This is a genomic window from Enterovibrio coralii (assembly GCF_001559595.1).
In the GTDB taxonomy this organism is placed as follows: domain Bacteria; phylum Pseudomonadota; class Gammaproteobacteria; order Enterobacterales; family Vibrionaceae; genus Enterovibrio; species Enterovibrio coralii.
Map to the genome: position 1 here is coordinate 12,173 of NZ_LNTY01000050.1, position 25,743 is coordinate 37,915.

Annotated in this window: 25 protein-coding genes and 2 pseudogenes; 14 read left to right on the forward strand and 13 right to left on the reverse strand. The window is 45.9% G+C overall.

Translation table 11 applies throughout. The annotated features are described in order from the left end of the window. Positions 1 to 42: 42 nt before the first annotated feature. The 3 genes from ATN88_RS18010 to ATN88_RS18020 form a co-directional block, all read right to left on the reverse strand. Positions 43 to 1,035, reverse strand: a complete 993-nt coding sequence (locus ATN88_RS18010) for an AraC family transcriptional regulator (protein WP_067418958.1) — start codon at positions 1,033 to 1,035, stop codon at positions 43 to 45. Positions 1,036 to 1,151: 116 nt separating this feature from the next. Then, positions 1,152 to 1,613, reverse strand: a complete 462-nt coding sequence (locus ATN88_RS18015) for an alpha/beta hydrolase family protein (RefSeq protein WP_067418960.1) — start codon at positions 1,611 to 1,613, stop codon at positions 1,152 to 1,154. Positions 1,614 to 1,648: 35 nt separating this feature from the next. Then, positions 1,649 to 2,089 carry an alpha/beta hydrolase gene (locus ATN88_RS18020; RefSeq protein WP_067418963.1) on the reverse strand — a complete coding sequence of 147 codons (441 nt, stop codon included), beginning with the start codon at positions 2,087 to 2,089 and terminating at the stop codon, positions 1,649 to 1,651. Positions 2,090 to 2,458: 369 nt separating this feature from the next. On the opposite strand from ATN88_RS18020, the pseudogene ATN88_RS18025 reads away from it, so the two are divergent. Further along, a pseudogene (locus ATN88_RS18025) lies at positions 2,459 to 3,619 on the forward strand (glycerophosphodiester phosphodiesterase family protein); the annotation flags it as partial. A 140-nt stretch (positions 3,620 to 3,759) separates the two neighbouring features. Here the strand turns inward: ATN88_RS18025 and ATN88_RS18030 are convergent. After that, positions 3,760 to 4,188: a hypothetical protein gene (locus ATN88_RS18030; protein WP_067418965.1), complete on the reverse strand. Its 429-nt coding sequence runs from the start codon at positions 4,186 to 4,188 to the stop codon at positions 3,760 to 3,762. A 214-nt stretch (positions 4,189 to 4,402) separates the two neighbouring features. On the opposite strand from ATN88_RS18030, the gene ATN88_RS25600 reads away from it, so the two are divergent. Next, positions 4,403 to 4,504: a DUF4113 domain-containing protein gene (locus ATN88_RS25600; RefSeq protein ID WP_232313379.1), complete on the forward strand. Its 102-nt coding sequence runs from the start codon at positions 4,403 to 4,405 to the stop codon at positions 4,502 to 4,504. Positions 4,505 to 4,510: 6 nt separating this feature from the next. Here the strand turns inward: ATN88_RS25600 and ATN88_RS18035 are convergent, their stop codons facing one another. Continuing rightward, complete coding sequence (locus tag ATN88_RS18035; protein WP_232313380.1) at positions 4,511 to 4,804, reverse strand: hypothetical protein; 294 nt, start codon at positions 4,802 to 4,804, stop codon at positions 4,511 to 4,513. Between the two features lie 141 nt (positions 4,805 to 4,945). On the opposite strand from ATN88_RS18035, the gene ATN88_RS18040 reads away from it, so the two are divergent. Next, positions 4,946 to 5,275 carry a hypothetical protein gene (locus ATN88_RS18040; RefSeq protein WP_157490761.1) on the forward strand — a complete coding sequence of 110 codons (330 nt, stop codon included), beginning with the start codon at positions 4,946 to 4,948 and terminating at the stop codon, positions 5,273 to 5,275. Between the two features lie 52 nt (positions 5,276 to 5,327). Here ATN88_RS18040 and ATN88_RS18045 read toward each other — a convergent pair whose 3' ends face one another. Further along, positions 5,328 to 6,029 carry a hypothetical protein gene (locus tag ATN88_RS18045; RefSeq protein ID WP_157490762.1) on the reverse strand — a complete coding sequence of 234 codons (702 nt, stop codon included), beginning with the start codon at positions 6,027 to 6,029 and terminating at the stop codon, positions 5,328 to 5,330. A 957-nt stretch (positions 6,030 to 6,986) separates the two neighbouring features. Then, complete coding sequence (locus ATN88_RS18050) at positions 6,987 to 7,178, reverse strand: hypothetical protein (protein ID WP_067418977.1); 192 nt, start codon at positions 7,176 to 7,178, stop codon at positions 6,987 to 6,989. Between the two features lie 609 nt (positions 7,179 to 7,787). On the opposite strand from ATN88_RS18050, the gene thrS reads away from it, so the two are divergent. The 5 genes and pseudogenes from thrS (at position 7,788) to rplT (ending at position 10,957) form a co-directional block, all read left to right on the forward strand. Next, positions 7,788 to 9,716, forward strand: a complete 1,929-nt coding sequence (gene thrS, locus ATN88_RS18055) for a threonine--tRNA ligase (protein WP_067418978.1) — start codon at positions 7,788 to 7,790, stop codon at positions 9,714 to 9,716. An 84-nt stretch (positions 9,717 to 9,800) separates the two neighbouring features. After that, positions 9,801 to 9,916: pseudogene (locus ATN88_RS29095) on the forward strand (translation initiation factor IF-3); the annotation flags it as partial. A 9-nt stretch (positions 9,917 to 9,925) separates the two neighbouring features. Continuing rightward, positions 9,926 to 10,264 carry a translation initiation factor IF-3 gene (infC, locus tag ATN88_RS29100; protein ID WP_067418979.1) on the forward strand — a complete coding sequence of 113 codons (339 nt, stop codon included), beginning with the start codon at positions 9,926 to 9,928 and terminating at the stop codon, positions 10,262 to 10,264. Positions 10,265 to 10,366: 102 nt separating this feature from the next. Continuing rightward, positions 10,367 to 10,561: a 50S ribosomal protein L35 gene (gene rpmI / locus ATN88_RS18065; protein WP_067418980.1), complete on the forward strand. Its 195-nt coding sequence runs from the start codon at positions 10,367 to 10,369 to the stop codon at positions 10,559 to 10,561. A 42-nt stretch (positions 10,562 to 10,603) separates the two neighbouring features. Further along, entirely contained in the window at positions 10,604 to 10,957 is a 354-nt protein-coding gene (gene rplT / locus ATN88_RS18070; protein ID WP_067418982.1) for a 50S ribosomal protein L20, read from the forward strand. A gap of 66 nt (positions 10,958 to 11,023) precedes the next feature. Here rplT and ATN88_RS18075 read toward each other — a convergent pair whose 3' ends face one another. Beyond that, positions 11,024 to 12,373: a polysaccharide deacetylase family protein gene (locus tag ATN88_RS18075; protein ID WP_157490763.1), complete on the reverse strand. Its 1,350-nt coding sequence runs from the start codon at positions 12,371 to 12,373 to the stop codon at positions 11,024 to 11,026. Continuing rightward, entirely contained in the window at positions 12,352 to 13,650 is a 1,299-nt protein-coding gene (locus ATN88_RS18085) for a polysaccharide deacetylase family protein (RefSeq protein WP_157490770.1), read from the reverse strand. Before ATN88_RS18085 ends, ATN88_RS18075 begins: the two co-directional genes overlap by 22 nt. Positions 13,651 to 14,275: 625 nt before the next feature. Between ATN88_RS18085 and pheS the strand changes: the two genes are divergently transcribed. From pheS to btuD, 6 genes are all read left to right on the forward strand, one after another. Beyond that, entirely contained in the window at positions 14,276 to 15,259 is a 984-nt protein-coding gene (gene pheS / locus ATN88_RS18090; protein WP_067418988.1) for a phenylalanine--tRNA ligase subunit alpha, read from the forward strand. Between the two features lie 19 nt (positions 15,260 to 15,278). Continuing rightward, positions 15,279 to 17,669: a phenylalanine--tRNA ligase subunit beta gene (pheT, locus tag ATN88_RS18095; protein WP_067418990.1), complete on the forward strand. Its 2,391-nt coding sequence runs from the start codon at positions 15,279 to 15,281 to the stop codon at positions 17,667 to 17,669. 413 nt (positions 17,670 to 18,082) lie between these two features. Then, positions 18,083 to 18,379: an integration host factor subunit alpha gene (gene ihfA, locus ATN88_RS18100; protein WP_067418991.1), complete on the forward strand. Its 297-nt coding sequence runs from the start codon at positions 18,083 to 18,085 to the stop codon at positions 18,377 to 18,379. Between the two features lie 216 nt (positions 18,380 to 18,595). Next, positions 18,596 to 19,651, forward strand: coding sequence for a succinylglutamate desuccinylase (locus tag ATN88_RS18105; RefSeq protein WP_083539522.1), 1,056 nt, complete (start codon positions 18,596 to 18,598; stop codon positions 19,649 to 19,651). 64 nt (positions 19,652 to 19,715) lie between these two features. Continuing rightward, on the forward strand, positions 19,716 to 20,702 hold the full coding sequence (btuC, locus tag ATN88_RS18110) for a vitamin B12 ABC transporter permease BtuC (protein WP_067419297.1): 987 nt from the start codon (positions 19,716 to 19,718) through the stop codon (positions 20,700 to 20,702). Then, positions 20,699 to 21,454 (forward strand): vitamin B12 ABC transporter ATP-binding protein BtuD, encoded by a 756-nt coding sequence (gene btuD / locus ATN88_RS18115; protein WP_067418993.1) that lies wholly within the window; start codon positions 20,699 to 20,701, stop codon positions 21,452 to 21,454. The genes btuC and btuD overlap by 4 nt, the downstream gene beginning before the upstream one ends. A gap of 20 nt (positions 21,455 to 21,474) precedes the next feature. On the opposite strand, the gene ATN88_RS18120 is transcribed toward btuD, so the two are convergent. The 4 genes from ATN88_RS18120 to ATN88_RS18135 form a co-directional block, all read right to left on the reverse strand. Beyond that, the gene (locus tag ATN88_RS18120) at positions 21,475 to 21,927 is read right to left on the reverse strand and encodes a tellurite resistance TerB family protein (RefSeq protein ID WP_067418996.1); all 453 of its coding nucleotides are present in this window, start codon (positions 21,925 to 21,927) and stop codon (positions 21,475 to 21,477) included. A gap of 161 nt (positions 21,928 to 22,088) precedes the next feature. Next, the gene (locus ATN88_RS25610) at positions 22,089 to 23,126 is read right to left on the reverse strand and encodes a lipase family protein (protein ID WP_083539523.1); all 1,038 of its coding nucleotides are present in this window, start codon (positions 23,124 to 23,126) and stop codon (positions 22,089 to 22,091) included. Between the two features lie 308 nt (positions 23,127 to 23,434). Further along, entirely contained in the window at positions 23,435 to 23,797 is a 363-nt protein-coding gene (locus ATN88_RS18130) for a diacylglycerol kinase (protein WP_067418998.1), read from the reverse strand. A 57-nt stretch (positions 23,798 to 23,854) separates the two neighbouring features. Then, positions 23,855 to 25,378: a phosphoethanolamine transferase gene (locus ATN88_RS18135; protein WP_232313381.1), complete on the reverse strand. Its 1,524-nt coding sequence runs from the start codon at positions 25,376 to 25,378 to the stop codon at positions 23,855 to 23,857. Positions 25,379 to 25,743: the final 365 nt, after the last annotated feature.

Here is a 25,743-nt window from a genome sequence, read left to right on the forward strand (position 1 = left end):
GTGTATACAAATACTATGGTGGAGTGGTCAGATTAAATCAAGTTACGCGGACAACTTACGCGCTTGAGAGCGAAATTGTGAGGGTGTGATTTGGTTTCTTAATGCAAAGGCACGAAAGAACGAGCTCTGCGCTTTGTAGCCTAATAAAAACGCGACCTCCGCAATATCGTGGTTGGAATGTGTTAGATAATACTTGGCGAGGTCGTCACGTAATTCCGCCACGACCTGACTAAATTGGGTACTTTCATCTTGAAGTCTGCGTTGTAGCGTCCGAGAGCTAATGGCTAGGTGTTTCGCGGCGGTCTCCATCGAGGGCAATCCCGCACTCAAATGGCCAGTGAGATAGGTTCTGAGTGCGCAAGTCGTTGGCGGAAAGCCGTTTAGCAGCATCAGTTTTCCAATGCTCGTTTCCAACAACTTCAACATGTCGCTGTTCTCAGTGAGAAAGGGTTTGATCGTATCTGAACGTTCAAACCAGATGGTGTTCTGTTTGCCGGTTTTGACCTCAGTGCCGAAAAAGCGGTTGTAGATGTCGATGTCTTCAATCTGAGCGGAGGTTTCTACATATCTGGGTACGATGTTGTCTCGCGTGCCCATTCGAATTAGATGAGCAAAGAATACAAGCTCCATCTCAATCAGTTCTGTTGGCAGAGGTGGCTCATTGGCAAGGCCGTCGATAGTGACTTTGATAGTCATGCCATCATCGACGACGTTTAGCGTCATCGGGCCAATAAGCGACTTATAAGCTTGAATGCGTGAAAGTGCCTGAGAAAAATCTTTACTGCAGAGCGCGGCAAAGATTGGAGGGCTGAACATTTCTGGCCGAAAGGCAGAGACAACATCAATCGCAAATCCGGGCTTGTCGATGGCGTTTCGAAGCGATTTCCAAAAACGATAATACTGCTCGACGGTAAAATAATAGTTTTCGTCATACGCCTGCGTTGGCAGTTTTGCATCAAGAACGATTTTATCTGGCGCGATAGACAAATCTTTTAAAAGCAGTATCCAGTTTAGGTTCAGCTTAAAGTGTTTCACGACTGCACTCTGTGATGTAAAAACACGTTATTCAAGTAAAGGTGAAATCTCTTTTTCATGCCACCACCCCAAACAAAAAGCGGCGAGGGTGATGATTACGCTCGCCGTTGCTTGGTTTAGGCATGGCTCAACAGAAATGCAGCGAGTTTTTCACTCGCGGGTGCGACGCACTCTGGCTGCCAATACAAATCAAAATGACCTTTCCCTTCGAAAAGAAGCAATTCTTTAGGGTCTGAGGCTTGCTCAAAGAACGACAGACTGTTGTCAGCCGTATAGGCTTCGCTACCTAATGCCATAAATAGCGGGATGTCATCCATCAGCGAAATGACATTGAAAGCGGAAAATGTGAGGATGGATTCCGCATTATAGAGGTTAAGCTCATTTTTCCATTTGCCGCATTCTGCCCCGGGATGTCCCGGGAGATAGTACTGCGTCATGCCCGCAGCAATAGGAAGAACTGACGCCTCTGCCTCTTTGGTTTCTGGTACGGGTGAAAAGTATGTGTCGTCTCCCGTATCAAAATGAAGCTGCCGAGCAGCACTCGTGCCAGATAGGTAGTAATCACGCAGATTTTTCACATTGCCAAAAGCAGCGATATTTTGTTCTGCTGCATTCAGATAAGGCTGATCATGCCGACCGCTTTTACTCGTGCATCCAGTGCAGTGGCATAGTAGGCATAGCCCGCCCCCATGCATATCCCCACATTAAAGAGCTTGCTGCTATCCACAATCGCCAGTGAATTTAAAAAAGACGTGCAGTTTTTAATGTCTTCGACCACAGAATATGGGTTTTCGACTTGTTTGTGCTGACCTTCACTGTCACCAAACCCTTTTGCATCAAAAGCCAGCGTCACAAAGCCCAATTTACACAGTGCTTCAGCGTAAACCGCCGCGGTTTGCTCCTTAACGCCCGTTCCGGGACGAGCGATAACGATGCCTGGTTTTGGTTGCTCAGCATCCGCGTTTTCTGGAACGAAAAGCAGTGCTGATAGCTTGAAGCCATCACTCGTAACGCCTATTTCGTTCATTCCTGTTTTAAATGCGTGGTTTGTCATGGTAATTCACTCCTTCAGGTAGCCATGATTGATAGCTGTGCTATTCAAAGGAGTATGCAAACCAAAAGATGCCGTGAGTTGCACAGGACGCCAAATTAGTTTCATAAGATGCCAACCAGATCATTGACGTTCTCAGCCCTTACTATTTAGCCACATTGATTAAAAATGAGAATGGAGTGATGGCGGCGAAAGGCCTGAGGTTGTTGGAATAGAATAAAAATCTAACCGTAAAGTATTTGCAAACTGAGCGACATACATGCTGACCATACTCCAGCTTTCCCTCTCACAGTTAAAGGAAGAGAAGATGAAAGGCGTACTCGCAGTTTCCGCAGTGGTGATGTTGGCCTCACCCGTTCTGTATTCAATCGAGCATCTGCCGCTGATTCGGAGATAACACTGGGGCCTCGACCCATGTTTCTCGTAGAGGATATGGATGATGGCGCGCTAAAGAAGAAGCTTCAGAGCTGCTTTAATAACACGCCCCAAAAGAGCACGTTTTCTATTGGTCATCGCGGGGCAGCATTGATGTTCCCAGAACACACCAAAGAGTCATACATGGCTGCCGCACAAATGGGGGCCGGGATTGTCGAGTGTGATGTTACCTTCACAAAAGACAAAGTACTGGTTTGCCGCCATTCCCAAAACGACCTTCATACAACAACGGATGTCCTCGCTCACCCTGAACTTGCAGCGAAGTGCACAGTTCCTTTCACGCCCGCCAATCCAGCTTTGGGACAACCGGCCAACGTAGAATGCCGAACCAGTGATTTCACACTGGCGGAATTTAAGCAGCTAAAAGGAAAAATGGATGGTGCCAACAAGATGGCAACCACGCCAGAAGCCTATATGCAAGGCACACCTGACTGGCGTACCGATTTGTATTCAAGTCGTGGAACCTTGATGACACATGCTGAAAGCATCGAGCTGTTCAAGGCACTCGATGTAAAAATGACGCCAGAGCTTAAAGCACCCAAAGTCGATATGCCGTTTGATGGTTATAGCCAGCAAGACTATGCGCAAGCACTTATCGATGAATATAAAAAGGCTGGCGTAAAGCCTGAAGATGTTTACCCGCAATCTTTCAACATTGATGATGTGAAGTATTGGATAGACGCAGAGCCTGAGTTTGGAAAGCAAGCAGTATACCTTGATGCCCGAATGTATAACGACAGAAGCTGGAAGCCGACACTCTCTGACATGAAGGCGTTAAAATCATCGGGTGTAGAGATTGTTGCTCCGCCTTTGTTTGCGCTTGTCACATTAAGTAAAGACGGGGAAATTGTACCGTCCGACTATGCCAAGTTGGCAAAAGAAGCGGAGCTGGACATGATTGCATGGACGCTAGAACGTTCAGGCTCGCTGACGAATGGTGGGGGTTGGTATTACCAAACAGTAAAAGATGCGATTAACAACGACGGGGATACATTGGTGATGCTAGATGTCCTTGCGCAAGACGTGGGTGTAATCGGCGTGTTCTCTGACTGGCCCGCAACGACGACTTACTATGCTAATTGCATGAACATTGACTAGAAAAGCTCGCAGAATTAATCCGAAATTCGCACAATAAAAAAGAGGCCTCATTGGGACACTCCTAAGGCCTCAAGCTACAGCATTGCAACATCAGACATTATTACGCGGGTGATTTCGATTCGGTTCACATTAGATTTGAATTAGTGATTCTCGATTTCAGAAAGCTTCATGGCGTATTGAATGTATGCGCGTCGTTCTTCACTTGGAATCTGCGTATTCACCGCTAGAAACGCGATGATACCGTCCATGACGTCAAGCAGAGGAGAAGCATTAATTTGCTCGCAGTCGACGTAACGCGGCAGCAATTTTTTCATTTGTTCCAAAAGCCCTTTTTCCAAAACGACGACTTTGTCCATCTGCTCTGCCTCTTCTAACGCTAACGCAACCTTGTTAACCGACACTGAGGAAAGGTCTTTGGTGTTTTCGATAGCAGGGCAGTGGTTAGCAAGGAGTTCTTGATAAAAAAGCTGGTGTTCTTTGATGTTGTGCTCTGAATCAGCCACATGTGTAAGCGCACTGTTTGAAAAGCAGAACATAGATAGTGAAGCGAAGTAAAAATAACGCAGCATGACAAAGTCTCAATAACAGCAAGTAGTTAATGAATAAATAAACGGCCGTTCTTTGCGGCTGTGATTGAAGATAATGCTAATAGGAACCTCAAACGCCAAGCTTTGCTTTGTAAAAGTGTGTTGTAAGTGGTTTGTAACCGGTTTGAGTGGTCAGTTGTTAAGCGTTGCGGTCGCAACCTGACGCGTTAAACCAATGTTGTGCTGGTGCCTTTTCATGGTTGTACAAGGATTTGAACAGAAGTGGGGCGTGCGGCGTGAATGTTTAACGCCTCAGTACACGACGAAGTGTGAGGGTTTGGTAGTGGAAAGGTGCTGAACGCTCTTATGAACTAAGCCGACCCGCCAAGCTATACAATGAGGGGGAGGCAAAAAACAACACCACACAGAATAGTACGAGTAATAATCCTGACTTTTTGCTTTGCGGCTCTCCCCAGATAAACAGAGCAATTGCCAACAGCACAGATACGATAAATAGCAGCAATAGCAACAAGTAAAGATAGAGGACGATGACATCAGAGATCCCAACGGGTTCGCCAGGGGCGATATACATGTCATTGTAGATAAATGCTCGGAAAGCCAACTTACCGATCATAAGTACAGAGCAAATTGCCCCCATCCAGAGCGCTGCTTTCGTTCCTTTTGTTAACATGAGGTTTGACCGATCTTCCTAATTCTGACTTGGCTTCTTGTTCGAGTGCTCGTCTAGCAAAAAGTCGGCATAGCTTAAGAGAGTAGGGGGAAGTGGTGCAAAACTATAATGGAAAATCGAGAACCAAATCCGAGTGATTGCTTCTCGGAGCATGACTTGATGAAGCAGTATGAGCAGAACAATGCAATCAATGGCTATCAGAAACACATACTAGACCGAGGCCGAGACCTGATGAGAGCATACTGGCTAGCGACTAAACAAGCCGATACAGCGTTGATGCTGGATGTGAAGAAACAGATTATGAAGTTTAACGTTGCCCATCGCGGTATTGCGATTGATGCAAAAGTACTGCGTCGGTCTATGAAAGCTAGGCATCGAGCGCGCCAGAAGAATCAGAAAGGGATACGTGTGACGGAGATTTTGCGTGATTTAACGTAACAGAAAAAGAAAAGCGCCTAGAGCATTGCTGATTAGGCGCTAAACGAAAAGGTTAATCAGGATAGTCTTCTGGTGTTACTCTTTTCTTCACGGTATGTATCTGCCCCATATACATTATCTTTAAATAGATAGGGAGGCCGTCAGAACCGTAAACACTATAGGTGTATTTCCGACCAGCGCCGACAATTGTCGGTATATTGCTAACCCAAACTCCATCGACAAATTCAGTCAGCACAACCCCAGTTTTACCATCTTCTTCAAATGTACATTTGCCAATAGAAAATGTACAACTCTCAGAAAGATACTCTTTATATTTGCCATCCTTTAGATAGTATTTCACACCTTGATCATACTTATAATAACTTTGTGCTTTTTGTAATTCCCCTTCATTGTTATAAATGGAAAAGTAATACGCTGTATCCTCTCTGTCATCCAATACAAGCCAAGTGTCTGGTTTCTCAGTTAAATATAAGTCAATGAATTGAAATTTATATCCTATGCCATGTGCTGGAACTAGCGATAACCTGTTTTCTGGTGTCATTAGTTTACCTTTATTGGCTTTGGCGATGCTAAGGACATCTTCCGGAATGTTATCTTTATTTATCTTTAGATCTACCGCACCTAGAACAGCACATTCATCGAGCTTTTCTTTGTTATTTTGCATGACTGCTAACATTTCAGTCATATAGGAGTCATCTTTAATCAACAGTTTTGTTTTTGAAGATTCAGGGGTATTCTCCGACATCACTTTCACAAAGCAACTGCAGTATGTTGGTTGACCTGAGTATCGCAAACTACACGCAAGGTGATTAGCTGAGTCAAAAGGGTCTGAGTACTTAGGCCCTTTTGATTTGTATGAAGGTATTGAACACGATGACAGCAATAGTATCGCTGAAAGTAGCAGTAATATTTTCCCTAATTTCATTTTTTCACTTTCCTTTTTGACGTCAACTTAGAGTCGGACTAACTAAGCAATCGCACAAGTCGCATCCCTCTGTGAACAATTACACACCAAACTCGCTGTATCCTGATATTTTTTTGAGTAGTGCGAGAGTAAAGGTAACTTATTTAGTCAGGGATGCCCACATGAGATCGGCAACTAAGATCATTGCTCTACTTCTTTTCTCTAGCTTTGCTTCCGCTAATATCTAGTCTCCGTTTTTCCCATTAGGTTGCCCGGAAGTAAGAGGCGGGAACAACCTAGTCTTTACTCATATTTACGCACTCTCGCAAATCCCCACAACCAAGTTTGCAGACTGGGCGGCCTATGAAGTTGATGTCGTTAACTTTGGCCCAATCCCTGGTCGAAAATGGGCAATAATCCGTGATGGATTGGGTTATGGAGAATCACTGTTTGTTATAAACGGGTCGTTATATGAGAAGACTATGGCCAATATCCCAAGAGATAAAGACCATTCAGTACCGTCTGGTTTTTATAAGGTTGTATATGATAAAAAAGGAGAGCTGCAGCATTTCGTGCGGAGCAGGAGATACTGCGCACTGCAACATACTGCGATAAGCACGTGCCCCTTGATGAGTTAATAAAGCGTGTTGGCTATCGACTTGCAGAGTTCAAGATAAACGACTCTATGCTTAAGCGTCTAGGGTGTTAAGAGCAGGGTAAGAGCGAAATATTGAATGGGGTTGTCAGTGATAATGCGTGTGTGATCGTCCCAATATCATATGAAGAAAAATTACGGGCTCTTACAGTTTAACCTTTATTAAATTCTTCGATTTCATCAAGACGGTCTTCTTGTCCCCAAATGGCGTCGGCTTGCTCTATGGGCGAATGAAGTTTCTTAAGTGCTGCATCTAGCATGATATCAAGCGTATCAACGGTTTTTGCTCTGTGGAAAAAGATTAGCCAGTCAGAACGGCTTTTCAGCTGGATTGTTACACACATTCCATTTGCAAATTTACTTCTGATTATAGCTACTCGTGCTTTACCAAGTTAGTGACATTGAATGCCTATCTGTCTTTTATCTCCTTACTTATCCGCACTTTTTCATAGAAATTACAGCGATCGCTCCACTGACGTTCGCCCAAAATCTGCGATAAACGCTGACAGTCATTGAATATCATTTATGTAAAAAGAGGGGAGTTATCGAGTGGTTCCAAAGTCTGGATAAGACGCACGCTCATGAGTGTGCTGAATGCGTTGGAAGTCCCCAGTCAATAGCAGTCAGTATTAAGGGAAACCAGGTGAAATGGCTTTTTGGATTTCACACGCCATATCGGGGTCTGGCAATGTAGGTATTTTGCCTATCGTTAAATGCGTCTCAAATCGCTAGAACGCAGTAAAAACGTGAAAGTAACTATGACTGGTTGCGTTATTAAATGATGAGGTTACAATTCATTCCGGCTTGCGTACGTTCATTTTGATTTGTACCAAAAAATGTACCAAAAAGCCTAACTCACTCAAACCCTTTACCTTAACGTATTGTTTTGTAAGGGGTAAATTCCAAACAAGTGTTACTGCGTGTGTAACACCACTGTAAAATAGGACGAAATAATGCCTGTAATTACCCTTCCTGACGGTAGTCAGCGTTCGTATGACAACCCAGTTTCAACTTATGACGTAGCTTCGGACATTGGTCCTGGTCTAGCGAAAGCATGTATTGCTGGTCGCGTAGACGGCGTACGTGTTGACGCATGTGATCTGATTGAAAACGATGCGAAACTGGAAATCATCACTGCAAAAGATGAAGACGGTCTTGAGATCATCCGCCACTCTTGTGCTCACCTGCTGGGTCATGCAATCAAGCAACTATTCCCAGATGTGAAAATGGCGATCGGTCCGACCATCGACAACGGTTTCTACTACGACGTTGACCTAGATCGTTCTCTGAGCCAAGAAGACCTAGACGCTATTGAAAAGCGTATGCAGGAACTGGCGAAAACCAAATATCAGGTCATCAAGAAGAACGTAAGCTGGCAGGAAGCACGTGACACGTTTGAGTCACGTGGTGAAACTTACAAGATGGAAATCTTGGATGAAAACGTTTCTCGCGATGATCGTCCAGGTCTTTACCATCACGAAGAATACATCGACATGTGTCGTGGTCCGCACGTACCAAACATGAGCTTCTGTCAGAACTTCAAAATTCTGAACGTAGCGGGTGCGTACTGGCGTGGTAACAGCGACAATAAGATGCTGCAACGTATCTACGGCACCGCGTTTTACGACAAGAAAGAGCTGAAAGCTCACCTTGTTCGTCTAGAAGAAGCGGCGAAACGTGACCACCGTAAACTGGGTAAGCAACTTGACCTGTACCACATGCAGCAAGAAGCACCAGGCATGGTATTTTGGCACCACAACGGCTGGACAGTATTCCGTGAACTGGAAGTGTTTATCCGTTCTAAGCTGAACGAATATGACTACCAAGAAGTAAAAGGTCCGTTGATCATGGACCGTGTACTGTGGGAACGTTCAGGTCACTGGGAAAAATACGCAGATTACATGTTCACGACCCAATCAGAGAGCCGTGAATATGCACTGAAGCCAATGAACTGTCCTGGTCACGTTCAGATCTTTAACCAAGGTCTGAAGTCATACCGCGACCTGCCATTGCGTATGGCGGAATTCGGTAGCTGTCACCGTAACGAGCCATCAGGTGCACTGCACGGTCTGATGCGCGTTCGTGGCTTTACTCAAGATGATGCTCACATCTTCTGTACTCCTGAACAGGTTCAGAAAGAAGTAACATCTTGTATTGAGATGGTTTACGACACTTACAAGACCTTCGGCTTTGAAGAGATCGTTGTAAAACTGTCTACACGCCCTGAAATGCGTGTAGGTTCTGATGAAATGTGGGACCGCGCGGAAACTGCACTGGCAGAAGCACTGGATTCAATGAACATCAAGTTCGAGATCTTGGAAGGCGAGGGTGCATTCTACGGTCCTAAGATTGAATTTACTTTGCATGATTGTTTGGATCGTGCGTGGCAGTGTGGTACTGTTCAGCTCGATTTCGCTCTGCCTGAACGTTTGGGCGCGACTTACGTTGGCGAAGACAACGAACGCCACACGCCAGTTATGATTCACCGTGCGATTCTGGGTTCACTAGAACGTTTCATCGGTATTTTGATTGAAGAATACGCTGGTCATTTCCCAACCTGGTTGGCTCCGCAACAAGCGGTTGTGATGAATATCACCGACAATCAGGCAGAATATGTTCAGGAAGTAGCGAAAAAACTGCAAAAAGCAGGATTTAGAGCGTCAGCGGACTTGAGAAACGAGAAGATTGGCTTTAAAATCCGCGAACATACTTTGAAGCGCGTACCATATATGCTGGTTTGCGGCGACCAAGAAATGGAAGCTGGTGAAATCGCAGTACGTACTCGCAAAGGTAAAGATTTGGGTAAGTTTAAGATTGATGAATTCATTTCTCTGCTCGAGAATGAAGTTCGTGCCCGAACGCTCAATATTTTGGAGGAATAAGGTATTAAAGGCGCAAGAAAAGCCCCGGTTAAACAAAATGCTCATCGTTTGAACGACGAAATTCGCGGTATCAGCGAAGTTCGTTTGACTGGTCTTGACGGTGAGGCTGTTGGTATTGTTTCAATCCAAGAAGCTCTGAAAGCCGCTGAAGATGCGGGAGTAGACTTGGTTGAAATCAGCCTAATGCCGAGCCGCCAGTTTGTCGTGTGATGGACTACGGCAAATTCCTCTATGAAAAGAGCAAGGCTACGAAAGAGCAGAAGAAAAAACAAAAGGTTATTCAGGTTAAGGAAATCAAATTCCGTCCTGGCACCGATATTGGCGACTATCAGGTAAAACTACGCAACCTGGTTCGCTTTATTGAAGAGGGTAACAAGGTCAAGGTCACTATCCGTTTCCGTGGTCGCGAAATGGCGCACCAGGATATCGGTGTTGACGTTTTGAATCGTCTGAAGGAAGACACTGCTGAAATCTGTTTGGTAGAAAGCTTCCCGACGCGAATCGAAGGTCGTCAAATGATCATGGTTCTTGCCCCTAAGAAGAAGTAATTTCGGCATACAAGTAACACAAGAGGCTATGCCCTTGGGCATAGCCTCTTTGTTCGCCAAATTACACTGTTATTAATTGCATACAATGCGGAGTTATTCATCATGCCTAAGATGAAAGCAAACAAAGGTGCTGCTAAGCGTTTCAAGAAAACTGCTGGTGGTTTCAAGTTTAAGCGTGCTACTAAGCGTCACATCCTGACTAAGCGTTCTACTAAGAACAAACGTCAACTGCGTCCAAACTCACTTCTGCCTAAGTGCGAAGTGGCAGCAGTTGCTCGTATGCTTCCATACGCATAATTTTTCTTAGTATTTTTAACAATTTAGTTTAGGAGAGACATAATGCCTCGCGTAAAACGTGGTGTACAAGCTCGTGCACGTCATAAGAAAGTTCTAAAACAAGCTAAAGGTTACTACGGTGCACGTTCACGTGTTTACCGCGTAGCTTTCCAAGCAGTTACTAAAGCTGGTCAATACGCTTACCGTGACCGTCGTCAGAAAAAACGTCAATTCCGTCAACTGTGGATTGCTCGTATCAATGCTGCGGCTCGTCAAAACGGTATGTCTTACAGTCGTTTCATCAACGGTCTGAAGAAAGCGTCTATCGAAATCGATCGTAAGATCTTGGCTGATATCGCAGTATTCGACAAAGCAACATTTGCTGTACTTGTTGAGAAAGCGAAAGCTGCTCTGTAATTAATTACAGATTAGAATTTGAAAGTTAAAAGGGGAGCTCAGGCTCCCCTTTTTCGTGGATAAAACCTAAACCGCTCGAATTTTCAAAGGTGTCGGCTCTTCCATCCAATCGATGAGCGTTTTTAAGCTAACAAAGCGCACTTCAGGTTTTGACAATGCATACTTTATGAAGCGCATTAGGGCAATGCGTCTATCCTCTACCGAAGACTCAGGTGTTGTGAAAAATGGCTCGTAACCAAAATAAGCATAATGCTCTGAGTGCAGGCCCAATATTAATGGCGCTCTGTTGCCTTTCAGGCGTAAATCTAAGTTATGTGCATAGATAGCGAAAACATCCCGACCAGTTAAACCGCTGCCACCCTCCGCAGGACTGTTATACAAATTACAGTCAAAATTCTCGCCCTTGCCCGTTTCTGTATCGAACCAGTCAACTCTGTCGGCGATTTTTTCTCTCAATGAATAATTGATGCCAAATTTTTCAAGCTCTTGGTTCGGCGGAACAATAAGACAATGCGTGGGAGCTTCCCAAAGGCCGGGGTATTTAGATATTTTGGTTTTCCAGCCACTTTCTACAGCGATGTCGTGTTCCGGGCTGCCGTTGTCTAACGTGTACGGCCAGTAATTGTTAGTACCGTCATGAGAAGGCGTGTTGCCAGCAGGCAAACTCGAATCGTATTTCATCCCATTTTCTAATAACACTTGTAATAAATTGTCGTCATAACGCATAAATGGGGCTCTAAAGCCTGAGATTGTGCCATGGTTTACTCCTCCCTTTTCTAAAGGAAGAGTGAGGAAGTCATTACATAATCCAATTTGATACCGCCAGAAGTTTTGAGAAACATCGCCTTCAAAAGGATCCCAAAAACTATGTGCGTCTGTGTGATTCCCTAAGTCATGTCCATACTCATGTGCGTTACGCCAAAGAGTTAACATGTCTTCTCTTTCCCATGAAGGGCCACTTTGAACGAAGAATGTCGCTGATAAAGGCTTACTTGAAAATACATCATAACCGCAGGGATTTTGAAAGAGCTCTAGCATCTGAAGTACCCAACTGAGCCCATTTGCGTCGTAGTTATCATCAAAAGACAAACAGACAAACATGGGGGTGTCTTCCACAGCGAGTGGGGAGGTTTGCAATGGTAAACGAGTTGTATGGTTGTTAATGCACGACTTTGTTGACATAGAAATAATGCGCCGTTTGAAAATGAGAAAAGTGTCGCTGATTAATTTATTAGACAACTCTGCCCAAAAGGTAGGTAAAGTTAATTGTCTAATTGATAATTTAGACCGCCAACAAATCTTATAGCGGTTTCTCTTGTCCAAAAGTCGATTAAGAACAAAGCTATAGAACAAATTGTAAAAAAGGAAGCCGAAGCTTCCCCTGCGAGATTTGCTCAAATAGGGCTTACCGTACACGCCTCAATCTCTTCCCACGGAGAATTTTCGTAAAGCCCCGGTATTTGTTGTGTAGTCCACCATTTAGCGACGTAGTCCTTTCCTTGATAGCTCACGCTGTCGCCTTTTTGATAGGTTTTATACACATCCCATTCGCTGCTTGGGCAGAGAGTCATCGGCTCTGGCGAATGCATCCAATCGACCAGTTCGATATGACTTACAAATCTGACGTCAGGCTTTGACAACGCATATTCAATAAAACGTTCCAACGCCGCGCGCCGTGTCTCGACGGTTGAGCCTGGCATGCCAATGGGCTCTTGACCATTAACCAAACCATAAAACGCAGAGTGAAGGCCAAGCGCTAACGGTGCTTTGTTGCCTGAAAGTCTTAAGTCAAGGTTATAGGCGTAAATCGCGAACACATCATCGCCGGACAGACCTGCTGCACCCCATGCTGGCTCTGAGTAGAGGTTCCAATCAAAGTTATCGCCTTTGCCTGAGACAAAGTCGAACCATGGCACATTTTTCGCTATTTTGTCGCGAAGGGAGTAGGGCAGCCCATACTTTTCCATCAACGCATCCGGCGGAACAATGAGAGTATGCATCGGGATTTGCCACAGAGGAAAAGCTGAGATAGCGGGCTTCCAGCCTTGATTAACAGCTAAGTCGTGTTCAGGGCTACCGTTGTGCAGAGTGTGTGGCCAGAAATTGTTTGTTCCGTCATGTTCAGCGGTGATGCCTGCTGGGAAACTCGCATCATAACGAATGCCATTTGCCACTAGGGCGTTGAGCGTGTCGTCGTCATAGGTCAGAAAAGGGGCGCGAAAACCATTCACACTAGAAGCCCCAACTCCTCCGTCATCGACGGACGCTTTCAACAGTTCATTGCAATGGGAAACTTCCTCTTGCCATTGCTCTGCGGTCATCCAGCTTTCTAGCGGATTCCAATTCACCTTGTCATCTGGGTGTGTCTCTGTGTGGTTGCCAATGTCGTGACCTGCTTGCGCTGCTTGTCGCCAAAGTGTTAACACCTCAGCGTTTCCACGAGATAGCCCGCAGAGCATGAAAAATGAGGCGGAAAGCGGCTTATTAGCATGCTTGTCTGCACCTTTTGGGTTTTGGTATTGGCTCAATGTTTCCAATACCCATTTCAAGCCATCGGCATCGTTATTGTCGTCAAACCCTAAGCTAACAAACATGGGTGTTTCTGCGGTATTGATTGGGGAGTGCTGAGAGGGAGGCTGAGACTGGTCATCAGCAAATGTAGGAGAGGCGAGAAGGAGAGGGACTAAGCACATCGATTTTCTTAACTCTTTGTTGGTGAGGCATCCGAATTGCCAATCTAATATTCTCATTTTTATACCCTGATTTTTGTTGTTTGTGCGGAATGTGTGCAGTGGCACACCTTTATCACAGTAGACATGCGTGGCTAGAAATCTCGGCATAACCAGTTGTGAATTCGAAGAATTTAGACGGCCTACAAATAGCGCAATGCAAGTTTCAAATGTGACGGTTTTGGGTTCGGTTGAAGTTCTCAATTCTGGGTTTGAAGCACGCACAAAAATCGCTCAGAAAGTCAGGAAAAAAGACACCAACATCCCTTGATTCTGTTCAAATTTCTTCAGCGACAAAAATGTGCATAAAAAATGGTGAGGAATTAGTCATGACGGGCACTTAGGTGACATTTCAGTTTGGCATTACGCCTCGCTTTATTTACTATGTATCGTTACGTCTTTATGCCAATTTTTGTGATGTGTTTTGTTTGAGCGACAAGGTCGCGTCGTGAATAAAATGCATGACGAGAAAGGATAGATACCCAAACAACCTCAAGATGTAGTGGGATTGTTATCTGCATCTTTAGGTAGTTTGGGTATATTAATTTACTCCCGTAGGACACTGCCCAAATGGGTAGATGAGGAAACGATGCAACAACTAGAAGAGATTCTATCCAACGCAACGTCAGCCATTGAAGCAGCTGACTCTGTTGCGGCACTGGATGAGGTACGAGTTAAGTACCTGGGTAAGAAAGGTGAGCTGACGCTTCAACTTCAGCAACTGGGTAAACTTCCACCGGAAGAACGCCGTGAAGCTGGTGCAAGCATCAACAAAGCGAAGCAAGCAGTTCAGCAAGCGTTGGCAGAGCGTAAGAACGCACTGGAAAGCGCAGAGCTGGAAGCGAAACTGTCTGCAGAAACTATCGATGTTACTCTACCAGGTCGTCGTATCGAGAACGGCGGTATTCACCCAGTTACTCGCACTATCGAACGCATTGAAACTTTCTTTGGCGAGTTGGGCTTTGAAGTAAAAACTGGTCCAGAGATCGAAGATGCATTCCATAACTTCGATGCACTGAACATCGCAGAAGATCACCCAGCGCGTACTGATCACGATACCTTCTTCTTTAACCCTGATTTGATGCTGCGTACGCACACCTCTGGTGTTCAGATCCGCACCATGGAACAAAATCAGCCGCCACTGCGCTTTATTGCACCTGGCCGTGTTTACCGTAACGATTACGACCAAACACATACCCCAATGTTCCATCAGGTTGAAGGCATGCTGGTTGACGAGAACGTTAACTTTGCACAGCTGAAAGGCATCCTGCACGACTTCCTGTGCAACTTCTTTGAAGAAGATCTGGAAGTGCGTTTCCGTCCTTCATACTTCCCATTCACTGAGCCTTCAGCGGAAGTTGACGTTCGTCGTAAAGACGGCAAATGGCTGGAAATCCTGGGCTGCGGTATGGTTCACCCGAACGTACTGCGTGCAGTTGGCATCGACCCTGAGAAATACTCTGGTTTCGCCTTCGGTATGGGTGTTGAGCGTCTGACCATGTTGCGTTACGGCGTGAACGACCTGCGTGCGTTCTTCGAGAACGATCTGCGTTTCCTGAAACAATTCAAGTAAGCATTGGGGTAATTGATAAATGAAATTCAGTGAATCCTGGCTTCGCGAGTGGGTTAATCCTGCTGTAAACAGCGAAGAACTGGCACACCAAATCACCATGGCTGGTCTGGAAGTAGACGACGTTGAAGCCGTAGCAGGTGAGTTCACCGGCGTTGTTGTTGGTGAAGTGGTTGAGTGTGGTCAACACCCTGATGCTGACAAACTGCGTGTAACCAAAGTAAACGTAGGTGGCGAAGAGCTGCTGGATATCGTTTGTGGTGCAGCAAACTGCCGTCTTGGCCTGAAAGTGGCTGTAGCAACTGTTGGTGCAGTGCTGCCAGGTGACTTCAAAATCAAGAAAGCAAAACTACGCGGTCAGCCTTCACATGGCATGCTGTGTTCGTTCTCTGAGCTGGGTATTGATGTTGAATCAAACGGCATCATGGAACTGCCAGAAGACGCAGTGATCGGCACTGACTTCCGCGAGTTTCTGAAACTGAACGACGTAACCATTGATGTTGATCTGACTGCAAACCGTGCAGACTGTCTGAGCATCAAAGGTCTGGCGCGTGAAGTAGGCGTTCTGAACCGTGCTGAAGTTTGTCAGCCAGTTATCACGCCAGTAGCAGCAACGATTGAAGACAAAATCTCTGTTGCTATCGAAGCACCAGCAGCGTGTCCTCGCTACCTAGGCCGTGTCGTTCGCAACGTTAACGTTAAAGCGGCAACGCCACTGTGGATGCAAGAAAAACTGCGCCGTAGCGGTATTCGTTCTATCGACCCAATCGTAGACATCACTAACTACGTGATGCTGGAGCAAGGTCAGCCAATGCACGCATTTGATCTGGCGAAGATCGAAGGCGGTATCGTGGCTCGCATGGCGAAACAAGGTGAGAAACTTGTTCTGCTGGACGGCAACGAAGCAGAACTGAACGACAACACACTGGTTATTGCTGACCACAACAAAGCACTGGCAATCGCAGGTATCTTCGGTGGTCAGGACTCTGGTGTTAGCATCGAAAGCACCACTGACGTATTGCTGGAAGCTGCATTCTTTGCACCAGACGCAATTCGTGGCCGCGCACGTAGCTACGGTCTGCACACTGACTCATCACACCGCTTCGAGCGTGGTGTTGACTCATCACTGCAAACTCAAGCGATGGAGCGTGCAACTGAGCTGTTGCTGGCTATCTGTGGCGGTGAAGCGGGTGAAATCGTTGGTCAGGAGTCTGAAGAGCACCTGCCAAAAGCGAAAACTATTTCTCTGCGTCGCACCAAGCTGGACAAACTGCTGGGTCATGCGATTCCAGATGCGGACGTTGTTGAGATCCTGACGCGTCTAGGCTGTGAAGTTGAAGCTAACGAAGCTGGCTGGACAGCGAAAGCACCAGCGTGGCGTTTCGATATGGCGATTGAGGAAGACCTGGTTGAAGAAGTTGGCCGTATCTTCGGTTACGACAACATTCCAAACCAAGCTCCTGCAGCGTCACTGACCATGAACGAATACAAAGAAGCAAACCTGCCTCTGAAACGCGTTCGTGATCTTCTGGTTGATCGTGGTTACCACGAAGCAATCACCTACAGCTTTGTTGAGCCAAACCAACAAAAACTGATCGTGCCAGACGTTGAGCCTCTGGTTCTGCCAAACCCAATCTCTGCAGATATGTCAGCAATGCGTCTGAGCCTGTGGACGGGTCTGCTGAACACAGTAGCGTACAACCAAAAACGCCAACAGCCACGCGTTCGCCTGTTTGAAGCAGGTCTGCGTTTCATCCCTGAGCAAACTGCTGAAAACGGCATGCGTCAGGAAATGATGCTGGCAGGTGTGATTGCGGGTCCTCGCTCAGAAGAGCATTGGGACATCGCGACTAACACTGTTGACTTCTTTGACCTGAAAGGCGATTTGGAAGCGATTCTGGAACTGACTGCTAACGAACTGTTTTACAGCTTCAAAGCAGCAAAACATCCAGCACTGCACCCAGGTCAATCAGCAGCGATTGAAGTTGATGGCAAAGTAGTAGGTCACATCGGTACTGTACACCCAGAACTAGAGCGCAAGTTCGGTCTGAACGGCCGCACTATCGTGTTCGAAATCGAGTGGGATGCAATCAACCAACGTGTTATCCCAGAAGCGGTAGTGATTTCTAAGTTCCCTGCGAACCGTCGTGATATCGCTGTGATCGTTGCTGACGACGTTGCGTCTGAAGACGTAGTACGTGCATGTCTGGATACTGACAATGCTCTGATCACTGGTTCTAAGCTGTTTGACCTGTACAAAGGTAAAGGCGTAGAGGATGGTAACAAGAGCTTGGCGATCGCGCTGACACTGCAATCTACTGAACGCACACTGGAAGAAAGCGATATTTCTGAAGCAGTTGCTTCAGTCGTTGCGCTTCTTGGTGAGAAATTCGGTGCATCGCTACGCGATTAATCGACAGTCTCTAAGAAAAAAGCAGCCTTAAGGCTGCTTTTTTTATGTCTAAAAGTTCTAACACCTAGTGCTCTGATAAATCTATGTTTTATCGAGGTCCAATGTGAAAGTCGTTAGTGTTCGCATAAAAAATGAATAAAAACATCACGTAAAGATGGTATCTAACTGAGCGTGTCTCAATTTTTATGCACGTCTTAAACATGGAAAACTCATTAACAGAGCACTATTCCAAATAATGATAAGGAAAAAAGTTGGCGCAAATCAGCCAGTTGGCTTACACTGTTCGTAAGTTGCTGATTGGAAATATGCTGCCCGACGAAGGAGCATGTGAATATTTCCAATGCAACGTAAAATCGTGATGTAGATACGACGTATCACATTTGTGTTAAACATTTTCTTTGAGGGAATGACCTATGGCGCTCACCAAGGCCGATTTGGCTGAGAACCTGTTTGAAAACGTCGGGATGAGCAAGCGGGACGCCAAGGAAACTGTCGAAGCGTTTTTCGAAGAAGTTCGAAAAGCACTAGAAAGTGGCGAACAAGTTAAATTGTCAGGTTTCGGTAACTTTGATCTTCGCGAGAAGAATGAACGTCCTGGCCGTAACCCAAAAACCGGTGAAGATATTCCAATCACTGCTCGTAGAGTCGTTACGTTCCGACCGGGACAAAAACTAAAAGCTCGCGTTGAAAACGCAAAAGTCGACAAATAAGTTTGTTCGCAATGACTATAGAACCGTGGCCTTCGCTGCGGTTTTTTATTGCCAAAATTTAGTGCGTTAGCGGTCAATATGACCAATTAGCGTTCCTTCTTGTCGGTTAAGTCACTCTTTCTCGTTCGGAAATGTTCAGCACTTCGGTCTTTTTGTAGTATCTAAATAGAACGAAAACAAAGAATACGATCACTACAAAACGAAGGATTGTTAGAAGTGCAAAAACAACTTTTCGAAAGCTTCCTCAAACACACCCTGTATCCACCAAAAGATTTCCAACCACAAAGCATCACACTGTCTAATGGCACTTTGGTAACCCATAAAGACATCGGTGTATTAGAAGTCTCACCCAACAACGCAAAGAACCATGTGGTGATTTCTTCGGGTATTCATGGTGATGAAACAGCACCGATAGAGCTTGTTGAAGACATAGTTCATGATGTACTTAACGAGCGTGTGGCCCCGTCAGAGCGCGTACTTTTTATTATTGGTCACCCTGATGCCATTCACGCGCATACGCGTTTTATTGAGGAAAACCTTAATCGTCTGTTCGCCAAAGAAAACCCTGAGAGAAACAAAGAGTGCTTGATAGCGAATCGACTTCAAGCGCATGTATCTGAGTTCTTCCATTCAGCCAAAGAAGGCGAGCAAAGGTGGCATTTTGATCTTCACAGTGCCATTCGAGATTCTAAACACTACATGTTTGGTGTTGTTCCCGCATCGACCCCGGCAACCGACATTCGTCCTTTGGTGTCCTTTATTCAGGCGGCTAAAATGGATGCTATCATGCTTAGCCGAACGCCATCATCAACGTTTAGTTGGTGGAGTGCAGAAAATTTCAGCGCGTTGGCCGCAACGTTCGAAATGGGAAGAGTGGCCAAATTGTATGAAAATGATATGAGCGAGTTTGAGCCGCTTAAATCTGCCTTAGTCGCATTGATCGCCGCACAGCCATTGCCTCAGATTGACGATGAGCATCCATTCTCTATCTACAAAGTAACGCGCACGATTACCAAAACGGATGCAAACTTTTCATTCACGTTTAGTAATGATGCCGCGAACTTTACCTACTTCGCGTCTGGCGAAAAGTTAGCGCACGAGAACGAGGTGTCGTACTGGGCGATAGAGGGCGGGGAAGCTGTCGTATTCCCAAATGCAAACGTGGCAATTGGTCAAAGAGCGTGCTTATTGGTGCAACCTTATACACCTGATTTGTCTCTTCCTCTTTTTGTGAACGTAGACAGCGAGCCGGGGCCTGTTGCGGCCAGTTAGTGCTTTTCATTTTTTGCTGTTCTCTGTATGGTTGGCGGCTATTGCGATTAGAACTCAAAAAACCATGCACTTACTTCAACTTGTCCAACGCCGGACTCGGCGTTGGCACACAGCTCTCGGCTTAGCGATTGCGCTTCTTATCGCCTGTGTGATGTTGTCTCTTTCTGCAGGGGAAATTTGGATTTCTCCGTTTTCGGCATTTTCGCCTTTAGAGCAAACACTATTAATGGAATTGCGCGTACCGCGCGTGATTGCTGCCATTCTAATTGGTGCGTCCTTAGCCGTGTCTGGCGGCGTACTTCAAGTCCTTCTCGGTAACCCGCTTGCCGAGCCAGGCGTTCTCGGCATATCTGGCGGCTCCAGCCTCGCATTGGTCATCGTTCTCTTTATTTTCCCTTCGCTAGCCAGTCCCTACGGGTTGATGGCCGCCGCGATGATGGGGGCTCTCGTCTTTACGGGCATCTTGGTGTGGTTAGCCAGAAAGCACACTATGTCGACTGCTAGGTTGCTTCTTATCGGTGTTGCGCTGGGTATCTTGTCAGGGGCGGTTGTCACTTGGGCGTTTTACTTCAGCTCTGATTTAAACCTGCGTCAGTTGATGTACTGGCTAATGGGAAGCCTCTCTGGCGTGCATTGGACGCAGCTGACTCTCTCTGTGGTTGTTTTACCTGCTGTGCTTTGGCTATGTACTCAAGGTAAAAATCTAGATTTGATGATGCTAGGGGAAACTCATGCCAGACAGTTGGGTTTGAATATTCAAACCTTGCGTTGGCAGCTCATTCTAATGGTGAGCATCCTTGTGGGTGCTTCCGTGGCAATGGCAGGGGTCATTGGTTTCGTTGGCCTTGTTGTCCCGCATTTCCTGAGACTCTGGCTAGGCACGGAGAACAAGTTTTTGCTGCCGCTATCCGCTTTGGCAGGTGCTTCGTTGATGTTGCTTGCTGACACCATTGGACGTTTGGCGATAGCAGAAGCGGAGCTGCCTGTGGGAGCGGTAACAACGACCATCGGTGCACCTCTGTTTATTTGGATGTTGATGAGGCGCGTATGATTGAAGCCAAGAACATTGCCTTAGGTACACGCCTTCTGCCTTTAAATCTGCATGCAGCGAAGGGGGAAATCGTCCACTTACTGGGCGCAAATGGTAGCGGAAAAAGTACCATGCTAGAGCTGCTTTCTGGGTTAACTGAAGGGCAGGGATGTACTACGTTAGACGGCAAGGATATTGCCACAATGTCTAGCGGAAACCTTGCACGCCAACGCGCTTACCTTAGCCAGCAGCAGAAACCCGCATTTGCAATTGGTGTTTATCAATACCTAAGTTTGAGCCTGTTTCCTCTGAGCGATACAAACAAAGACGCGTTAGAAAAAGCGGTTTTGGATATTTGTAAACTGCTTGGTATCGAAGACAAGCTGAATCGCAATACTGAACAGCTATCTGGAGGTGAATGGCAACGCGTGAGACTCGCCGGCGTGTGCCTCCAGATTTGGCCCGATATTAATCCAGATGGGAAACTGCTTCTTCTTGATGAGCCGGCTACAGCATTAGACATTGCACAGCAAAGTGCGATGTACAAAATGATCCGTTGTCTGGCGGAGAAAGGCATCACAGTGATCATGTCAAATCATGACATAAACAGAACACTGACAGATGCAGATAGGGTGGTATTGCTGAAAAATGGCCACATCGTAGCTCAAGGTGTTCCTACTGAGGTCATGGATGTAGAGACCTTAGAAAAAGCATTTGATACTCAGCTAAAACGCATCAATGTGGAAGGTCAGCCATTAATCCTAGCGTTATAGCGTTTGAATCTAAAAAAGTGTCAGGATTGCCCTGACACTTCAATTTTCGCTTTAATGAAAAGCGCATGGTCGACATAGAGAAGCTCTGCCGTTTTTCGAATAACAGATTCTTCTAATGGGTCGATACGCCCGTCTGCAAACGCCACTTCCCACATTGCTTTGATGAGCTCATAACGCTGTGATTGCTCAAGCTGGCGAAGCTTATCGGTGTAGTCATAAAGAGAAACGGATTGTTTAGAGCTGACTTGAGCGTCCTGCACCAGAGAGGTCGCTTGCTCGGTATCAATATCTAGCAGAGCACTCAGCATCTTGATCTTGGCAGCTTCTTCGCGCTCATCCAGATCATGGTCGGCACTGGCGACTTCACAAAGCAAGCCTGCCATCGCGTTTTGGTAGAGCATTTCATTTGCAGCAGCGTTTCCACCTTCCTCATTGAAGACTTCACGAAGAATCGAAGACAACTTTGAAAACATCTATAAACCTAACTTTTCCTTTAGCATTTACCCAAGTGTAACGCCTGACACTGACTTTTAAAGGCCTGTTTTGAAATCCAAGATTTCAAAAGAAAAAAAGACGCACATAAAGTGCGCCAAAAAGGACAAATGAAACACGGATGTTTCGATGAAGTCTTTAATTACCGTTGTTTGAAAACGTCAGCGATAAAGCTTGGGAAAGAGTTGATGGCGTATTGGATTTGCCATGCTATGACATCGAGGGTGTCATCTGTCCAATCGATATAGAACAGTGAACGGATACCATCGATATCGTTATCAATACTGTCGTGATCCCAGATGTTATGCCTGTAGAAAGGTTCAGACAGGAACTGAAGCTCCTCTTTCAATGGAACGGTGAAATGCAACGTCAGAGGATTTTTAACCAAAGGCAACGGCATAAAACGAGCTGAAGAGAGGTAAAAAATGGTGCCGTATTGTTGTGCATCTACGCCTGCTGTATCCGCATCTTGTTGTAAATCCATGTCAGAGACAAATTCGCCCACCAAATTGTAATTGGTAATGCCTTTGGCGTTATTACGCCACGTTTTTCGCTTGTCTCCGTCGTTGTAAATTGCGCTTTTTATGGCTTGGAGCACGGCTTTATTCACGCCTGTTGCATCAAAGACAGTGGCAGATTTACCCGTACGGATGGCTGCTGCGGTCGCTAATCCGCCGCCCAAACTGTGGCCAGTGAAATGCACGTTATATTCACTGTATTTGTCAGCGAGATATTCCGACTCGCGAATAACGGTGGCGAACTGGGGTGGCACGAGTCCGGCGGACAGCAAACCATCATTTACCCAATCAGCCGTGCCTAATTCGCTGCCTCGAAAGGCAATCACAGCTTGACTGCCACTGGTGTAGACAGCGGAGTGAAAGCCAATGCTGGTATCTTGCACGATCTCTCGTAGCTGCCAACCGTTAGGTGCGCCGTTCGCTCGGTAGACATATTCAGATAGTTCTAGATAAGGCAAAGCCGCTTTAGCATGGTTGACTGAAGGTGGCTTGTCAGATGAATAGATGATGCTGGTGTCATTCGTTGTGTAGGTGTAGTTGGGTTTTAAAACGGCTTCGAGAAATGCGCCAATACTTCCGAGTTCTTCTGCAGTGGTTGCTGATGCAATTGGCGCGGAAAACCCAATGCAGATTGCGATGCTGTAAGCGATGTGCTTTTTCATCTCGTTACGTCCTTTGCTCAAATTGAGTATCAAATCCAAACTGACGATTGATGGCGTTGCGATGCTCTTATGTTGCAAAAAGGTTAATATCGAGAAGGTCGCAGTATCTGTCTCAATGTCGTGACATCATCCTAAAGTCGTACAGGTGTCAGTCATTGCGATTTTAGGAGTTCTCATAAAATCATGTAGATAGGAAGGGAGGGTTAATCACTTTAAGATTTGACTAACCCTATTAAGGAGATAAGACGCTGTAAAATTATGCCAACAGATGCATGGTTTTGGCATGCATCCGCTATTACTTGATGTGCTCAGAAAAGGAGGATACTTCCCCAAGTGATGAGCACTAGAATTAGCGCAACAAAAACAGCCGCTGAACCAATATCTTTTGCTCTGCCGCTGAGGACGTGATGCTCAGGGCCAATACGATCGACAACCGCCTCAATTGCCGAGTTAATGAGCTCGACTATCACAACAAGAAAAAGGCTCGCAATCATAATGAGTTGTTCTAAATGAGAAACGGGCAAGAAGAGTGTTACCGCACTCATCACAATCAAGAGCACAACTTCTTGTCGAAAGGCCGCTTCGTTTTGCCAAGCGGCTTTCAATCCCTTCAGAGAGTATTTACCTGCATTAAAAATCCGCGTTAGCCCTTTAGGCTGTGTTTTTTTCATCTGAAACTCTGTCTATTTTTTCTTTAAATAAAGCTTGGTGTAACGGGTATTTGTTCTTTACTGCTTCTCACACTGACTAAGCATATCTAGCGTAGGTTGGTAGACTTTCGTCGATACTGATGCCATTCCCAACAAAGTGTGGAACAGGTTGTCTTGAGAATAAGGAACCTGTTTTGCATTCTCTTTAAGGCATGCTTCATTCACATTGTGTCCCTGTTGAAATGCAGGCGACATCCACAGGATCATAGGCACGGACTTTTGCTCTTTCGGCGCAATGCCATATGGGAGCCCGTGCAGATAGATACCGTCTTCACCCAAAGATTCTCCATGATCAGAAAGATACAACATCGCGGTTTGGTGAGCGTTGTCGTTGCTTCGTAATATGTCGATGACTTGGCTTAGCACGTAGTCGGTATACACGATGGTATTGTCATACGTGTTCACCACTTGCTGACGCGTACAGTTTTGAATATCTGCGGTATCACATGTCGGTGTGAACACACGAAACTCTGGTGGATAGCGCTCAAAGTATGTTGGACCGTGGCTACCAATGAGATGCAATACAATCACAGTATCGCTTTGGGCATTTTTAACTCGATCAGCGAGACCGTTGAGCAGAACACTGTCATAACACGTGCCGTGGGCACACTCCTTCGGAAAGTCTTTGGCTTCAATGTTTACATGTTCGATGCGGTCACAAACGCCTTTACATCCACCATCATTATCAATCCAGCTAACATCCACGTTCGCATGTTTGAGTACATCCAATACGCCTTCTTGGTGTCTGGCCGTTGTCGCCTTGTACGTACCGTGAGTCATGATGGAGAACATGCAAGGCACAGAGACTGCGGTTGCAGTACCACATGACGTGACATGCTGAAAACTGATCACACCTTCTTTCGAAAGGTGAGGGTTGGTATCTCTTTGGTAGCCGTTTAGCGAGTAATTCATCGCGCGGGATGTTTCGCCAACAACCAAGACGATAACGTTAGGCTTGTCGCCCTTGCGTTCATCTGTGGCATCTGTGCCTAGAGATTGGAAAGGGATGTTTTTCTCATACAGTCGGTATTTGGCATAACGGAAAGACGCACTTAAGTAATTCGTCGGGTTGATGAGTGCTTTGATCTCGCTGTTATTTCTGACCAAAGAGGCATAATCCTTGTAATAAACAGAGGCGATGGCACCCACAACAGCAACGGACACAAACAGCATCAGCACTTTTTGCAGCAATAATCCGCGAAATGTTGAGGGGAAACGCAGCTTAACCAGTAAAACAAAAATGCTTGGAATGAAAAACAAGAAAAAGAGCCACAGAAAAACGGAAACAGAAAGGTAGCTGCTGGCTTCGCTGGAATTGGTCTCGAAGATGTTAACGATCATGCTGTAGTTAAAGTACTGCCCATAGGAGACCATGGCGTAGGTTGCTAGTGTCGAGCATGCCAACAGAGCAATGACAACGGGCTTGTAGATAATCGGCCAAACAAGCAATGTGAAAATAGCAAAACACAAGGCCAGGATAAGCACTGGCAACGTTGCAACAAAGCAACGTCGAAACGCTGTGACGCTGAGAGAATTTGCCAAAGATGTTGCCACAATGCGGTGTTTTGCACTGAGGCAAAAAACAAGGCGATGCAGAAAATGAAAAAAGCGGAAGAGAGTTGACGCTTCATAGGGGGAACCAAACCTTGGGTTACATCACAGGCGGCGTATTCTTGCATACCACCAGTCAGAATGTAACTAAATGTAAATGAGGTAAAATAAGTTACCAAATTCGTCGATGTACTCACGGCGAGTTTCTGAGAATAACGAAACGATGAAATACGATCTTTTTACAGCGTAGCTGTTCGCGAGGATCTGAAACCGACTAGGGGATGAGAAGTGCCACTTATGAGAGACGATAGGTGTTGATATGGACGGAGAGGCAGAGCGAGAAGGTTTATTTGAAA

Bases quoted from the DNA above. Each gene is read 5' to 3' on its own strand.
- rpmI (WP_067418980.1), top strand. From the start codon at position 10,367: ATGCCTAAGATGAAAGCAAACAAAGGTGCTGCTAAGCGTTTCAAGAAA.
- ATN88_RS18040 (WP_157490761.1), top strand. From the start codon at position 4,946: ATGGAAAATCGAGAACCAAATCCGAGTGATTGCTTCTCGGAGCATGAC.
- ATN88_RS18020 (WP_067418963.1), bottom strand. From the start codon at position 2,089: ATGACAAACCACGCATTTAAAACAGGAATGAACGAAATAGGCGTTACG.
- btuC (WP_067419297.1), top strand. From the start codon at position 19,716: ATGCACTTACTTCAACTTGTCCAACGCCGGACTCGGCGTTGGCACACA.
- infC (WP_067418979.1), top strand. From the start codon at position 9,926: ATGGACTACGGCAAATTCCTCTATGAAAAGAGCAAGGCTACGAAAGAG.
- ATN88_RS18085 (WP_157490770.1), bottom strand. From the start codon at position 13,650: ATGTGCTTAGTCCCTCTCCTTCTCGCCTCTCCTACATTTGCTGATGAC.
- rplT (WP_067418982.1), top strand. From the start codon at position 10,604: ATGCCTCGCGTAAAACGTGGTGTACAAGCTCGTGCACGTCATAAGAAA.
- ihfA (WP_067418991.1), top strand. From the start codon at position 18,083: ATGGCGCTCACCAAGGCCGATTTGGCTGAGAACCTGTTTGAAAACGTC.
- ATN88_RS25600 (WP_232313379.1), top strand. From the start codon at position 4,403: ATGGTTGTACAAGGATTTGAACAGAAGTGGGGCGTGCGGCGTGAATGT.
- ATN88_RS18130 (WP_067418998.1), bottom strand. From the start codon at position 23,797: ATGAAAAAAACACAGCCTAAAGGGCTAACGCGGATTTTTAATGCAGGT.
- ATN88_RS18120 (WP_067418996.1), bottom strand. From the start codon at position 21,927: ATGTTTTCAAAGTTGTCTTCGATTCTTCGTGAAGTCTTCAATGAGGAA.
- ATN88_RS25610 (WP_083539523.1), bottom strand. From the start codon at position 23,126: ATGAAAAAGCACATCGCTTACAGCATCGCAATCTGCATTGGGTTTTCC.
- ATN88_RS18035 (WP_232313380.1), bottom strand. From the start codon at position 4,804: ATGGGGGCAATTTGCTCTGTACTTATGATCGGTAAGTTGGCTTTCCGA.
- pheT (WP_067418990.1), top strand. From the start codon at position 15,279: ATGAAATTCAGTGAATCCTGGCTTCGCGAGTGGGTTAATCCTGCTGTA.
- thrS (WP_067418978.1), top strand. From the start codon at position 7,788: ATGCCTGTAATTACCCTTCCTGACGGTAGTCAGCGTTCGTATGACAAC.
- ATN88_RS18050 (WP_067418977.1), bottom strand. From the start codon at position 7,178: ATGTGTGTAACAATCCAGCTGAAAAGCCGTTCTGACTGGCTAATCTTT.
- btuD (WP_067418993.1), top strand. From the start codon at position 20,699: ATGATTGAAGCCAAGAACATTGCCTTAGGTACACGCCTTCTGCCTTTA.
- pheS (WP_067418988.1), top strand. From the start codon at position 14,276: ATGCAACAACTAGAAGAGATTCTATCCAACGCAACGTCAGCCATTGAA.
- ATN88_RS18030 (WP_067418965.1), bottom strand. From the start codon at position 4,188: ATGCTGCGTTATTTTTACTTCGCTTCACTATCTATGTTCTGCTTTTCA.